At 43.1% G+C, this 13,503-nt stretch carries 12 protein-coding genes and 1 pseudogene; 3 read left to right on the plus strand and 10 right to left on the minus strand.

The features are described from left to right. Positions 1 to 136: 136 nt before the first annotated feature. A pseudogene (locus VHA02S_RS26395) lies at positions 137 to 670 on the plus strand (transposase family protein); the annotation flags it as partial. A gap of 120 nt (positions 671 to 790) precedes the next feature. Here VHA02S_RS26395 and VHA02S_RS20770 read toward each other — a convergent pair. The 4 genes from VHA02S_RS20770 to matP form a co-directional block, all read right to left on the minus strand. Continuing rightward, a complete protein-coding gene (locus VHA02S_RS20770) occupies positions 791 to 2,005 on the minus strand; it encodes an HDOD domain-containing protein (RefSeq protein ID WP_038898069.1) in 1,215 nt (404 codons plus the stop codon). A 131-nt stretch (positions 2,006 to 2,136) separates the two neighbouring features. Next, entirely contained in the window at positions 2,137 to 2,460 is a 324-nt protein-coding gene (locus tag VHA02S_RS20775) for a hypothetical protein (protein ID WP_038898068.1), read from the minus strand. A gap of 115 nt (positions 2,461 to 2,575) precedes the next feature. Next, entirely contained in the window at positions 2,576 to 2,887 is a 312-nt protein-coding gene (locus VHA02S_RS20780; protein WP_005446826.1) for a DUF3634 family protein, read from the minus strand. Positions 2,888 to 2,897: 10 nt separating this feature from the next. After that, complete coding sequence (gene matP, locus VHA02S_RS20785) at positions 2,898 to 3,347, minus strand: macrodomain Ter protein MatP (RefSeq protein ID WP_005446823.1); 450 nt, start codon at positions 3,345 to 3,347, stop codon at positions 2,898 to 2,900. A gap of 211 nt (positions 3,348 to 3,558) precedes the next feature. Between matP and VHA02S_RS20790 the strand changes: the two genes are divergently transcribed. Beyond that, entirely contained in the window at positions 3,559 to 5,199 is a 1,641-nt protein-coding gene (locus VHA02S_RS20790) for a S16 family serine protease (RefSeq protein ID WP_017818129.1), read from the plus strand. Between the two features lie 70 nt (positions 5,200 to 5,269). Then, entirely contained in the window at positions 5,270 to 5,788 is a 519-nt protein-coding gene (gene fabA / locus VHA02S_RS20795) for a bifunctional 3-hydroxydecanoyl-ACP dehydratase/trans-2-decenoyl-ACP isomerase (protein WP_005390081.1), read from the plus strand. 171 nt (positions 5,789 to 5,959) lie between these two features. Here the strand turns inward: fabA and rmf are convergent, their stop codons facing one another. From rmf to VHA02S_RS20825, 6 genes are all read right to left on the minus strand, one after another. Then, a complete protein-coding gene (gene rmf, locus VHA02S_RS20800) occupies positions 5,960 to 6,133 on the minus strand; it encodes a ribosome modulation factor (protein WP_005446820.1) in 174 nt (57 codons plus the stop codon). 171 nt (positions 6,134 to 6,304) lie between these two features. Further along, positions 6,305 to 8,077 carry a DUF3466 family protein gene (locus VHA02S_RS20805; protein ID WP_038898066.1) on the minus strand — a complete coding sequence of 591 codons (1,773 nt, stop codon included), beginning with the start codon at positions 8,075 to 8,077 and terminating at the stop codon, positions 6,305 to 6,307. A gap of 7 nt (positions 8,078 to 8,084) precedes the next feature. Next, entirely contained in the window at positions 8,085 to 10,004 is a 1,920-nt protein-coding gene (locus VHA02S_RS20810; RefSeq protein WP_005446816.1) for an ABC transporter ATP-binding protein, read from the minus strand. Next, positions 9,982 to 10,233: a glutaredoxin family protein gene (locus tag VHA02S_RS20815; RefSeq protein ID WP_009702647.1), complete on the minus strand. Its 252-nt coding sequence runs from the start codon at positions 10,231 to 10,233 to the stop codon at positions 9,982 to 9,984. The genes VHA02S_RS20810 and VHA02S_RS20815 overlap by 23 nt, the downstream gene beginning before the upstream one ends. Positions 10,234 to 10,251: 18 nt before the next feature. Then, positions 10,252 to 12,375 carry a bifunctional 23S rRNA (guanine(2069)-N(7))-methyltransferase RlmK/23S rRNA (guanine(2445)-N(2))-methyltransferase RlmL gene (rlmKL, locus tag VHA02S_RS20820; protein WP_038898065.1) on the minus strand — a complete coding sequence of 708 codons (2,124 nt, stop codon included), beginning with the start codon at positions 12,373 to 12,375 and terminating at the stop codon, positions 10,252 to 10,254. A 511-nt stretch (positions 12,376 to 12,886) separates the two neighbouring features. Beyond that, positions 12,887 to 13,429 carry a cell division protein ZapC gene (locus tag VHA02S_RS20825; protein ID WP_017190184.1) on the minus strand — a complete coding sequence of 181 codons (543 nt, stop codon included), beginning with the start codon at positions 13,427 to 13,429 and terminating at the stop codon, positions 12,887 to 12,889. Between the last annotated feature and the right edge of the window lie 74 nt (positions 13,430 to 13,503).

Below are 13,503 nucleotides of genomic sequence, written 5' to 3' on the forward strand. Positions count from 1 at the left end.
TATACATAATGCGCACTGATTTTGTAGTCGCAAAGTTGCAATGTCACTATTTACCAAAGTTAAAATGTCTCTTTAGCTCGTAGTCACTAAGCTTTGCTTACAACCAGCTAAGGATGCGTTTAAGATGCTAGTTACTATGAATGATTCTGATATCAATCGTTTTAAAGTAATCCAAGATGTTTGCGATCGTAGGATCCGACGAGTCGACGCGGCAGACATCCTTGATTTGAGTGTTCGCCAAGTTAAGAGGCTTATGAATCGCCTGAGAGGATTCGGTGCTGTAGGATTGACTCACCAAGCTTGAGGTAAGCCAAGTAATAACCGCTATCCCAGTGACTACCGAGACACAGTTTTAAAACTGATTCGTGATCACTATTCTGATTTTTCTCCAACACTTGCCAGAGAAAAACTAACGGAGTTACATAGTCTTCCAGTATCTAACGAGACCTTACGAAGTTGGATGATTGCAGATGGTTTATGGACACCGCATTCGCAACGCAAGCCTAAAGTTTACCAACCTCGCTACCGACGTGATTGTTTAGGCGAGCTCGTTCAAATTGATGGCTCTTACCACGATTGGTTTGAAGGACGATCTGACAAATGCTGTCTATTAGTCTTTATCGATGATGTGACTGGACGTTTGATGAACTTACAGTTAAGCATTAGTGACGTCGTAACCTTGTGTTCTTCAACAATACTGAGGTGTCACTTGTTTATTCATTTTCTTATGACATTAAAAAAGCGACTTGTTACAGTCGCTTTGAGTTTTTTTTGTGACACTGTGACTCTTTTACATCATAAGAGTCATCTTTCCTGGAGCACTCATTCTAATTGATGACAATGCTTCCCCTGATATCTGGACGTTAGCAAACCAAAATGGTTTGTGCTTTTCTGCAAACACTTCACTTCTCGATAAGTTATCATAGATTGCATATGCCCTAGCCTGCGCTAAAGCTGCTCCATAGACACTGCGCTCTAAGATGGGTTTGCTTTCGATGTCTTCAAGAACAGCAACTTTTATATGTTCTACATTCTTCGACCAGTGAAAGTTTTCTAAAAGTCTTTTAGTCACCAGAGCTTCCATATCGACAATGACTTTAGGCAAGAAAGCGGAATTTGGTCGGACATCGGCACAGGCATAATACTCATCTTTCCTGTTCGTTTTTCTATAGTTCAGCATGACTTCAATGAGTGCGTCTTCAAACGTATCTGTGAAGTGATTAATCAATACGATGCTACCTAAGCTACGAAGCGTTCCGATCAAAACACCACAATCGGAATCTTGAACATCTGCCGATTCCAATCGCATTTTGGTGACGTTGGCAGTCAAAACCAATTGCTGCCAAAACTTGGGAGTCAGGATTTTAGTATTATTATCTGACCATCTCATCATTGGGCGCGCCATTAAAACCGGGAATAGCTTGCGGCAATTTTCAACTCCAAGGCGCCCAATCGCGACTCTTGCATCTGAACTAGTTTTAGCCGCACTTCCTCGCTCACGCAGTCTTGAGTTCTCAATCAGATCTATAATCGTTGAGCTTAGCTGATGGCTATTGTTAGCCAAGTCTGTCAGTTTTGAAAAGCTTAGAGATGGAGAATAGGCAAACGATGCGAATAACTCAAATGCGGGTATATTGCTCGATAATTTATCAATTGGAAGCGTTTCAAGCTTCTTCATTAACATTCGATCGGCGACTTTCGATACATCGCTGATGACTTTTTGCAGTGTTTTCTGCTTGTCTTCCACGATTTGGCGTTTTTCTTTTACTCGCTCTTGTTCGCACATGAGAAGTATTCTTTGGTTGCGCGTGATTCTGTCTTCTTCACTAAAGATCACATCGTCACAATAACGCCCCTGTAAACTGAGGAGCTTATCCACTTGTGACTGATCCACTTGGTGGTTCATACTAGCTAGCCACTTGGCATGTCTAAGTTCGACTTCTTTCGATACTTTGACCGCGATGTCCATTGCTTCTGGTGTGTAATTTTTTTGCGTGAGCAACAAACTGATATTCCTAACGTTGTTTTTATTTTCCTGTCGGCAAGTTTATCTATAAAGACACATGCAGTAAATGGAATGTGATATTAATTCCACTTATAAATGAATACTAATTATCGAAATATTATTAGTGAATGCTAATTGCCCGTTGTTATGTGTAGTCGTATGTACTTTTCAGCGAATTTATAACGATAACGTTTGCCAATTTTCACATTTGATTTGGTGAACTGACATACGCGTTTATCACCACTTCCTTTAACTCTCTTGATCGTTGCACTCTTGCCTTTGTGTTCCATTTCAATCATCAAGTCACAATATCCGTGGTAACCATCAAATGCCCTATCTGTTTTCTTCTGAAGCTCCGCTTTGATTTTTTTCGCTACAGGATTGATTTCTGAGTCGTCAGCTATAGCAACAGAAATTCCAAATAAAAAGCACAAAAACGTGACAGTGTATCGCATGAAGTTCCCTTTCAATTCGTAAAAGGTGAAACTCTAACTCACTGACTTTGCTGATATAAAAATGGGACACATTAAATGCGTCCCGTTTAACACGAATAAGTAATTGATAGTTTTCTTAAGCTCGCTTTTTACCTTTGGTGGACTTAAAGCCTTGGTGAGGAAAAACGTTTCTAATGCGTTGTTGAACTTTTTTCGGCACGTCTTTGGAAAAGGTTAAGCGCATACCTGTACGTTGGTTATAGACTTTCATTTCGCCATCAAACGGAGAATGCTCAGCGATGTCTTGCAGGTTGTGTTTAAAAGAAGGCGGTATGTGACCTTTCACCTTCGATATTTGCCCTTGTTCAAACTTAACTTTTAGGACAGGTCTATCTACGGCGATAAGCCAAAAAATGACAACAGCAGCAATCAATATTACGTAAAGCATTTGATACTCCTTAGCTAGAAAGCAATTTACTCAAGTCTTCTTTCAGCGACGATACCTTCATACTGGCTTTTTCACTTCGAGATGCCTCTGATAACAAATACTCAATAGCATCGGATAACGTACAGCCTAGCTCGTTCGCTCGATTGGAGAGTTTTTCCCACACTCGATAATCTAGATCGATGGACTTTTTCTTCGTGTGGACTTGTTCTGCATTGAAGTGACGTTTACGCTTAGCACGGATCGCTTGCTTCAGCTTATTATCAAGCTCTTCAGACATGTGGTTTTCAATCCAAGTAAGAACTTGGGTTGGCTCATGCTCAAGTTTACGAAGTTCGGCAATTGCGGCATCGGCTTCGCTCGTATCGATGTATCGGGTAACGGCTTCACCATCCTTCCACTTTTTGATGAGATACTTCCATTTCCAACCACATTCTAAATTTTCAAGCTGTTGATATTTCATCCTTCTGACCCTCAATACACTTATGGTGACAGCGTAACCCAAGTGTGCAGATTCGGCAATTAAAACTCATAAAAGTATCGATGTTGATCACTCATTTGTCGAAGGTTTAATCAACTGAATTTGCAGAATTTTTGGATTGGTCAAATTGTCGCTAGGGAGTTGATCGCCGTTTCGCTATAATGCTTGCAAGACTAAATTATGATGAATTTGAATGAACCAAGTTAACTGGCAAGATGTCACCCCTTCTTTCGAGCAGTACGAAGAGATTTTAAGTAAAGCCACTTCTCTACCGATTAAGCCCTTTATTGACCTTCAGCCTAGGCTTGAGGCGACCATTGACCGATTTACTCGTGTTCGAGGATTAACCCGTATTTTATTAGTGAATTGCACTGATAATGCGCTTTATCGTGGTTTCGTCAGCGAAGTATTGAAGAATAAGTCGCCAGCGCCTGTTGTGACAGTTGAGTCACTCGATGCCAAAGAGTTATTTGATCGCTACAGCGTGAATCAAGATGGTCAAACGACATTTGAGTCTGGCTTACTGTCTAAAGCAGATGGCGGTTATCTTGTTGTTCCTGCCAACTTAGTGCTTGCAAACGCTGCGCGCTGGCCAAACATTAAAGCAGCAGTTCAAGGTGGAAGCTTTGCCCCGATTAACCTTACACCAAATCGAATTGCGTCATCGCCTTTTGCACCACAAGACTACGATGTAAAGCTGATCATTACAGGCGATCGAAACCAGTTAGCGGAAATCGAATATGTCGATGAAGACTTTTCTACAGGTCTGACGATGTATACTGAGGTTGAAGAAGATATCCACTTATCTCAAGAAAACCTAAGTAAATACGTTGGTTTGGTCAATTGGATTTGCCATGAATACCAACACCCTGCATTGAGTAACGAAGCCTTCCGAAGATTAATTCTTGCCGGCATGCGCTATACAGAAGATCAACACTATCTGCCTCTCGGTGTACTGTGGCACAACCAGCTGTTAGGTCTTGCTGGCCAGTATTCAAACTCATCGAGTATCGAGTTTGACGATATTGATCGTGCTATTGATGATAAATATTACCGTGAATCTTACCTACCACAACGTGCTGTGGACGATATTCTTGATGGACAAGTGATCATTGAGACGACCGGCGAACAGGTTGGGCAAATTAATGGTCTTACAGTGATTGATATGGCCGGACACCCTGTCTCCTATGGGGAACCTGCACGTATTTCTTGTGTTATTCACTTTGGTGATGGTGATATTTCAGACGTCGAACGCAAAGCAGAACTTGGCGGCAACCTACATGCTAAGGGCATGATGATCATGCAAGCGTTTGTGAGTTCAGCACTGAATCTTGATGAACCACTACCATACTCCGCTTCGATTGTATTCGAGCAATCATACAGCGAAGTCGACGGAGACAGTGCCTCCTTAGCAGAGCTATGTTGTTTGGTGAGTGCCTTGTCAGAATCTCCAGTGAATCAACAGATCGCGGTTACTGGTGCAGTGGATCAATTTGGTCGCGTGCAAGCCGTTGGAGGCTTGAATGAAAAGATTGAGGGCTTCTACCAAGTATGTAAACACCAAGGCTTTACGGGAGAGCAAGGTGTGATTATGCCTAAATCTAACCTAAAACATCTCGCGTTACATAAAGATGTCATAGAAAGCATTAAGAATGGTGAGTTCCATATTTGGTCAGTTTCTACTGTTGATGAAGCGATTCCCATTCTGATGTCTAAACCATTTCGCGGTGAAGACGACAGCATCATTGGTAAAATTGCCGAACGTATTGAAAACTTTGAAAGACATGAGCATCCAGAAGGAATTGTGGAGCGCATCAAAAACTGGTTTGTCTAGTACTGATCGGAGTTGTTTAGCGTACACGTGTTCACTAAGATGCAGCTATCAAAAATTGGAGTAATTGATAATGCAAAACAAACGTGATTCTTACAACCGTGACGATCTTCTCGCTTCTAGCCAAGGTGAGCTATTTGGACCAGGTTATCCTCAGCTTCCTGCGCCAAACATGCTAATGATGGATCGTGTTACTAAAATGTCTGAGACTGAAGGCGATTTTGGTAAAGGTTTGATCCTCGCAGAATTGGACATTACTCCAGATCTTTGGTTCTTTGACTGTCACTTCCCTGGTGACCCAGTAATGCCTGGTTGTCTTGGTCTTGATGCTATGTGGCAGCTTGTTGGCTTCTTCCTAGGCTGGGTTGGCGGTAAAGGCAAAGGTCGAGCTCTGGGTGTTGGCGAAGTGAAGTTTACGGGTCAAATTCTACCAACAGCGAAAAAAGTAACGTACGAGATCCACATGAAGCGCGTTGTTAACCGCAAATTGGTAATGGGTCTAGCTGATGGTCGTGTATGTGTAGATGGTAAAGAAATCTACGTAGCAAAAGATCTGAAAGTGGGTTTGTTCCAAGACACTTCAAGCTTCTAATCTCCTACTCTGAAGTATTTATCAAGGCTCCTATCAAAGGAGCCTTTTCTTTATCTTATGGCATTTAGTTTAGACACGCACGTAAATTGCTTCATTTAAAAACATCCGCTTTAAACGCAGAAAAGGCTCTTAACGAGCCCTTTCAAATCCTTCTGTTTGTATGTGGAGAGTTTATTTGTAGAGACCAGATTGTCTTTCATCTCTGGCATCACGCCAACCACCTAACCAATAAGACCGAGCATCAATTTGTTGATATGGGCAAGCCTCTTGAGACCTTCCATTCAACCCAGCTTTATAGCCTTGAGATTGAGCTCGTTCTAGGCGATCACGCTTTTGTCTCTTCATAGTTAATTCCTCATACAGGTCCATTTACAAACGTACTACTGTTATTGTGAAACTTTGATGGAGTTTTTATGACTCCATCTACAAGAATCGATCAAATTGCGCATTTTCTCAAGGCATAAAAAAAGCAGAGGCTCATTTCTGTGAGCCTCTGCTTGATTTAAAAATTACTGACTATTTTCTACGGAACCCGAATAGACCCAGCATGGTCAAAGCCAGCCATCCTAGACCAGCGCCTTGGCGTTCCGCAGCTTCCTCTTCAACACTGCGTGATTGAATATCAGCTTTAGTTGCGCCTGGAATCGGCTTAAGCTTGACTGCAACGATTTTCTCTTCACCATTACTACAGAAAGAGTTGTGAGCTGTTGTGTCATAACCGCCTGCACACTTCATTGCTGTCGCTGAGATAACGCCGGCATCGTTGATATCTGAAGCGCTAATGATACGGAACTCGTTGTTGCTGTCAGAAATATCTCTGGCGCTTGCGCTCTGATCGTTTGCACCGTTGGTGAGATCGTCGAGGAACCATGCTTTGCCATCGAAGATTTCTTTAGCACGCTCACTAACTGTTCCACCTTGAGCATATGGATAGATAAATCCACGTTTACGGCGAGGTTTACCCTCTTCTTCACGAGTCTTCTCAGCGTCTAATTGACCAACAATCTCATTGTATGAGTTGATGCCACCCATTTGACCGCCAGCACCGCTAAAGAATATACCAGAAGTTGGGTAGAAGGCACTTACTGAGCTGTTAGTCACATTATCAACAATGAAAAGGCGATTTGGAGCAGAACCTGTTGGCATTAGATAAAGACCCGAACGTTTGGCTTCGCCAATTGCAACAAAATTTGCGTTTACGTCAGTTAGACGTGAGTTGGTATGAACCGTATCGCCACTGATTCTTTGTTGCGCGCCATCAACTTCTATATTTTTCCACGTGGAGCCAGCTACTGAACCCTCTTTCGCCAACGTTCCCACGAATACGGTTGCGTTCATGTAGTTGTTGTCATTATCGTAGGTATTGTAACCAACACCGTACACAGTAGTTCCATCCTCAACTAAGCCACGCATACTTCCTTGCGCTAAACGTTCACCATCAATATAGTTCCCACTTGGCCACGCGATTTGACTTACAGTACCAGAATCATCCCAAATAGCTGCTTTGGAAGTGTGGTGTGTTCCATTTTCGTTGCTAGCTCGTTCTGAAACACTACCGACCGTAAATTTACCATCAGTACGCCACGCTCGACTCGCGACAACGACAGCAGTGTCTGAGCTTGGTTCAATTTTGGGGATTACAGGAGCAACAACCGTATTTCTAGTTTCTAAATTCGAAGGGTCGGAACTACTAACAACGCTCTGATTACCAACCGGTTTACCATCAGCAGTAAGACTGTTAATGATATTGTTGTACTTATTGGTGTACGCTGCAGAATCAATAGTATTAGGTGTATCACCCTCAACATAAGCTAGTGCATTTGAAGTAAAGTCTTTACTAAAAGCCTCTTTATTCCAAGGACTCCAATGGACTGATGCCCATGATTCACATGTTGAGTAACGACGTTCGTTCGTACAGTATCTTTCAAAGTCATCGAACTCTTGTACGTAAAAGAAACCCGAATCCATCGCAAATGGCACTTCTTCACGGTAGCTAACGCCGTCGACTTCTTGCCCAGTTGAGATTGGGGTTACTCGCGTTTCAAGCGCAATTTTAAAGTGCTTTGAGTCACAATCTGCGCCTTTGTCAAAACAACCCAGCGCGAAAGGTTTTCCTGTATCAGGATTATTATCCACGTCACCTTGTTGAATTGCGACACCGTATACTGTTTCCGTAGTGACGTTTTCAGGGGAAACTTCAACTACTTGATACAGTGCTGCATTGGCATTCATTGCCGTACCGACCATCATAGCGATGGCGGTTAATTTGAATTTGTTACTACAATTCATCGAATTCTTAACTATCCTGTTGCATTGCTTCGAGTTCTTCCCATCTCTCGAACGCGATTTCCAACTCCTGCTCTACCGCAGCGAGCTGTTCCAATACCGGTTGAGTCTGTTCTACAGATTTAGTGAAGAACTCTGGGTCGTTCACTTGTTCTTGTAGAGTCTCAATATCCGCCTCTAATTGTTCTAGTTTAGCTGGAAGAGCCTCTAATTCTCTTTGCAGCTTATACGATAACTTCTTCGAATTGTTCTTAGGTTGCGTAGTTTTGGGAGTTTCCTCAACCACTTTCTCTTTCTTCGCTGCTTTTTCAACCTGACTGCGCGAAGCAAGAACTTGATCACGCTGCTGTTTTGCGTCGTGGTAACCACCAACAAACTCTTCGATTATGCCGTTACCTTCAAAAATCCAACTGGTCGTCACCGTATTGTCTACGAACTCACGGTCGTGGCTCACTAACAGTAACGTACCCTGATAATTGGCAAGCATTTCTTCTAAAAGTTCCAACGTTTCGATGTCCAAATCGTTGGTAGGTTCGTCAAGAATAAGCAAGTTGTTAGGTTTCAACAAGATACGAGCCAGCAACAAACGGTTTTTTTCACCACCAGATAAGGCTTTTACTGGCGTGCGAGCACGTTTTGGTGCAAACAAGAAATCTTGTAGGTAGCTCAATGCGTGACGCTGACGCCCTCCAACCATCACTTCTTGCTTACCATCTGCTAAGTTATCAATAACCGTCTTTTCAGGATCAAGAATTTCACGGTACTGATCGAAGTAAGCCACTTCGAGCTTTGTTCCACAATGAAGACGACCGCCTTGCGCTGATAATTGCCCTAATAGCAACTTGAGAACGGTACTTTTACCACAGCCGTTAGGACCAATCAGTGCGATTCGATCACCACGCATAATGTTGAAGCTAAAGTTATCAACGATTTTTTTGCCTTCAAAAGCAAAAGAGACATTCTCAGCTTCAAAGACGATCTTACCTGAGCGTGAAGCATCGTCGATATTAAGGTTAACTTTACCTTGAACCTCACGTCTGTCACGACGTTCTTCACGAAGCTTCTTAAGGGCACGAACACGACCTTCGTTGCGTGTACGACGTGCTTTAATGCCTTGGCGAATCCACACTTCTTCCTGAGCTAGCTTTTTGTCGAACTCTGCATTTTGCATTTCTTCGACACGAAGCATCTCTTCTTTGTCATTTAAGTATTGGTCATAATCACCAGGGAAAGAAGCGAGTTGTCCGCGATCGAGGTCAACAATGCGTGTCGCCATCGATTTGATGAATGCACGGTCGTGGGAAATGAAGATGATTGAGCCTTTGAAGTCCTTTAGAAAGTTCTCTAACCATTCGATGGTCGTTACATCAAGGTGGTTAGTTGGCTCATCAAGAAGCAATACATCAGGGTCACAAACAAGTGCACGAGCGAGAGCGGCTTTGCGTTGCCAACCACCCGATAGATCAGTCAGTTTGGTTTCAGGGCTTAGCTTTAGCGCCCCAAGTACATTCTTAACACGATCATCAAAGCGCCAAGCGTTAAGGTGATCCAACTGTTCTTGAATCTTAGCAAGACGATTAATGTTCTTTTCACTTGGGTCCTGAGCGACAAGATCGAGAAGATCATGATAGATCTTCAACTGCTCACCGATTTCAGCTAAACCACCAGATACGTATTCGTAAACTGTGCCTTCTTGATTGCGTGGTGGATCTTGTTCAAGTCGAGAAACAACGACGTCTTGGGTGATTTGAATCTTGCCATCGTCCAACAAAATGTCGCCAGCAAGCACTTTCATTAACGTAGACTTACCTGCACCGTTGCGACCAACTAAACAAACGCGTTCATTTTCTTGAAGAGCGAACTCTGCTTTGTCTAGTAATGGGTGGTCGCCAAATGCAAGTTGTGCGTTATGAATGGTAAGTAATGCCATTATTATCCAACCAATGTTTGAGTTTTTCTAAGTCAAACGGCCAGTTCAACTCAGAATCTTGATATTTTAATACGGGAATTGTTACGCCGTAACGAGAAAAGAGAGCATCGTCGAACGCTATGTCGACGATGTGTGTTTGTTCGGCGAGACCAATCTGGCTAACGAGGTCAAACGCCATCTCGCAGAGATGGCATCCTTCAGTGCTGTAAAGCGTTAGCACGTTCAACATCCTTTTACTGTTCCGTCCCTATTCTACGTGAGTAACCAACCAGCAGTTGTGAATCTGTTTGTTACGAGAAAAATCCAATGGCAGAGTTTGAGAAGAAATGTTCTGCGCTTTTAAGCCCAGTTCTGCAAGCCCTGCTTCGTCCATCTTGAAGTGACGTTTGTTGTTCGAGAAAACAATCGTACCGCCAGCACGCAACAGACGCTTAAGGTTTGTCATTAGCTTAATATGATCGCGTTGTACATCGAACGACGTTTCCATGCGTTTAGAGTTAGAGAACGTCGGTGGGTCAATAAAGATAAGATCATATTCACCTTTGGCGTTCTCAAGCCACTGGAGACAGTCAGCTTGCTCAAAACGATGCTGGCGACCAACACAACCGTTTAGCTGCATGTTGTCTTTCGCCCAGTTGAGGTACGTGTTAGACATATCTACCGTAGTTGTAGAACGCGCTCCACCAACTGCAGCGTGTACTGTTGCACTGCCAGTGTAAGCAAACAAGTTAAGGAAATCTTTACCCTGTGCCATTTCGCCAAGACGACGACGAGTTATCTTATGATCCAAGAACAAGCCCGTGTCTAGGTAGTCATGAAGGTTTACGATCAGCTTCACTCCGTACTCGTTCACTTCAAGCGTCTCTGAAACTTGACCTAATTTTTGGTACTGGCTACGACCCTTTTGCTTCTCACGAACTTTAAGTACTACGTTATTCGCTTCTACACCTGTTACCTGAATCGTTGCACGGATGATGTCCGTTAGACGGCGCTTGGCTTTTTCTTCAGGGATATTCTTAGGTGCTGCGTATTCTTGAATCACAATTTGATCGCCGTACACGTCGATCGCTACATTGTATTCAGGAAGATCCGCATCGTAGATACGGTAACAGTCAAGTTTCTCTTTACGAGCCCACTTACCAATCTTGCCAATGTTTTTCTTCAAACGGTTTGAGAAGTCTGGTGCAATTTGAACATTAGTGTCCGCGCCTTTCACTTCATCAATGCTGCGCTCTGCAATGCTGTAGTTCTTTTGGTGACAAGGTAACGCACCATTGTTCAATTTGAATTGTTTGTCCGCACGCATACGAAGACAGCTTAGTAGCTCGTCTGAACTTGAGAAGATAGACGCTTTACAGCCGCCAAATTCTGCTTTTAGCTGACCACCAAACGCTGTGTATAGCGCGATCAGACCAGGCTCAGTGCCAAGACGCTCACCATAAGGCGGGTTAGAAACGATAACGCCAGATTCGAAACCAGCCGGACGAGTAATGGTTGCTGCATCGCCTTGTGCAAATTCAATCAACTCTTCAACACCAGCTCTACGAGCGTTGTCTCGTGCAACCTTCAATACTTTCGGGTCGTTATCGAAGCCGAAAAACTTAGCGTCAACTTTTTTGACACCGCGTCGAGCTTGTACATTTGCCTCTGATTTAATCTCTGCCCAAAGCTCTGGTTCAAAATCTTCTAGCGCTTCAAAGCCCCACTGTTTGCGCTTAACGCCTGGTGCCATATTGGCTGCCATCATCGCAGCTTCAATCAGCAACGTACCAGAACCACACATTGGGTCTAGAAGCGGTTGTGAACCATCCCAGCCACAACGCATTACGATTGCTGCTGCAAGCGTCTCACGTAACGGAGCTCGACCTGATTCTGGACGGTAGCCACGTTGATGAAGACCACTACCCACCATATCCACACCAAGAATGGCTTTGTCTTTGTGCAGACGAACGTGAACGCGGATATCAGGGCGTTCTTTGTTAATGTTTGGACGAGGAAGTCCTTTCTTCTCAAAGCAATCTACGATGCCGTCTTTTACTTTCATTGCACCGTATTGGCTGTTGCGGATTTCGCGGTTCGTGCCATTGAAGTCGACCACAAAGCGCTTTGAACTATGGAACTGGTTTACCCAGTTGATTGAAGACGTCGACAGGTAAAGATCCATGTCGTCGTTACAGGTAAATTCCGATAAAACACGTACAAATCGAGACGCCAAGCGGCTCCACAAACAGCAACGGTAAATCTGTTCATTCGTCGCCTTAAATTTAACGCCTGCCTGTACTGGTTTGGCGTTTTCAATGCCTAGTTTAGTCAGTTCTTCAACAAGCAAGTTTTCCATGCCGTTTGAAGTTACCGCGAGATATTGATTCATAGTGTTCTTTCGTCGATAAAAAATGGCTTTGATTATACCTGACTTTACGATCAATGCCTCGTTTTTAAAGGCATTTTTACTTTATTAGCTCAAACAGTCGCCAATCTCATCTGTTGAAAATCAAAACACAGCACATCTGCAAACAGAATACGTCTCTTTATCACTTTCTAGTAAAGACAAGCATCATAGCGAGAGTGAATACTTATTTACACCATTTTTGGTCTATACCAACCACTCATTTTGCGTGTAATTAACTTACAAAATGAGCGTATAGGGGAACAAAAGGTGAAATATTAGGCGTCTGGTTGCCTAAATTAAGGAAATGCTAAAATGAAAAAAGTGGAATAAAAGTGAGCTACTTCATATCTGAGATACAAAATAGCCCTCACCTAGGCATGTATTTGGCGTGCACAAGAGGAGATATTCAGAAAATTCTAGGCAAAAAAAATCGACCTAATGAGGTCGATTAATGCAAACAAAGGAACGAAAATAAAGAAAAATCAAAAGGAAATTAACCCACCATCGCCATTGGTGCCATCGTGAATAAGTGATTGGCACACACCATGCGATCGTGCATTACTTTAATTGGTTGCCCAAATGGCAGTACTTTGTTGCCATCAAGTAGAAATTCATCCTGCCCTACGTAAGCACATAGGCTTGATGTTTCACCTGGTTCTAGAACGATGAATACGCCTTCTGAATATCGATTTGTTAGGAAGACCATATCCCCTTCTTCTGGCTCATGTCCATCGCATTGGGCGTCGAAGAACCAGCTCTTCGGTTGAACAGGTTTATGAAAGCGTTTTGCAGCTACGCAATAGAGCGTAAGTTCGGCTTGACGGTATTCGTTGATGTCGAGACAACGGATTCGTTCGTTGTACGTTTGAAACGCGCTTGCGTCATCAACAGTGAATTCATTGTCTGAGAAGGCACAATTGACCAACAGCTTACGGCATAGATTGGTTTGGAAAATCATCTCCTCCCCCAAATCCAGCATTAGGCAAGCTTTCTGCTCGTCAAAATACCAATTCCATTTGTCGCTGGGTTTAAGCATTATTCCGTTCTCTTGTTTGTGACTAGTTAATCAGTAATAAGAGGTAAGACGCTTAATTACCTACTCATGATTTT

Source organism: Vibrio harveyi NBRC 15634 = ATCC 14126 = KCTC 12724, from assembly GCF_001591145.1.
In the GTDB taxonomy this organism is placed as follows: domain Bacteria; phylum Pseudomonadota; class Gammaproteobacteria; order Enterobacterales; family Vibrionaceae; genus Vibrio; species Vibrio harveyi.

Bases quoted from the DNA above. Each gene is read 5' to 3' on its own strand.
- fabA (WP_005390081.1), top strand. From the start codon at position 5,270: ATGCAAAACAAACGTGATTCTTACAACCGTGACGATCTTCTCGCTTCT.
- rmf (WP_005446820.1), bottom strand. From the start codon at position 6,133: ATGAAGAGACAAAAGCGTGATCGCCTAGAACGAGCTCAATCTCAAGGC.
- VHA02S_RS20815 (WP_009702647.1), bottom strand. From the start codon at position 10,233: ATGTTGAACGTGCTAACGCTTTACAGCACTGAAGGATGCCATCTCTGC.
- rlmKL (WP_038898065.1), bottom strand. From the start codon at position 12,375: ATGAATCAATATCTCGCGGTAACTTCAAACGGCATGGAAAACTTGCTT.
- VHA02S_RS20775 (WP_038898068.1), bottom strand. From the start codon at position 2,460: ATGCGATACACTGTCACGTTTTTGTGCTTTTTATTTGGAATTTCTGTT.
- VHA02S_RS20780 (WP_005446826.1), bottom strand. From the start codon at position 2,887: ATGCTTTACGTAATATTGATTGCTGCTGTTGTCATTTTTTGGCTTATC.
- VHA02S_RS20810 (WP_005446816.1), bottom strand. From the start codon at position 10,004: ATGGCATTACTTACCATTCATAACGCACAACTTGCATTTGGCGACCAC.
- VHA02S_RS20825 (WP_017190184.1), bottom strand. From the start codon at position 13,429: ATGCTTAAACCCAGCGACAAATGGAATTGGTATTTTGACGAGCAGAAA.
- matP (WP_005446823.1), bottom strand. From the start codon at position 3,347: ATGAAATATCAACAGCTTGAAAATTTAGAATGTGGTTGGAAATGGAAG.
- VHA02S_RS20805 (WP_038898066.1), bottom strand. From the start codon at position 8,077: ATGAATTGTAGTAACAAATTCAAATTAACCGCCATCGCTATGATGGTC.
- VHA02S_RS20790 (WP_017818129.1), top strand. From the start codon at position 3,559: ATGAACCAAGTTAACTGGCAAGATGTCACCCCTTCTTTCGAGCAGTAC.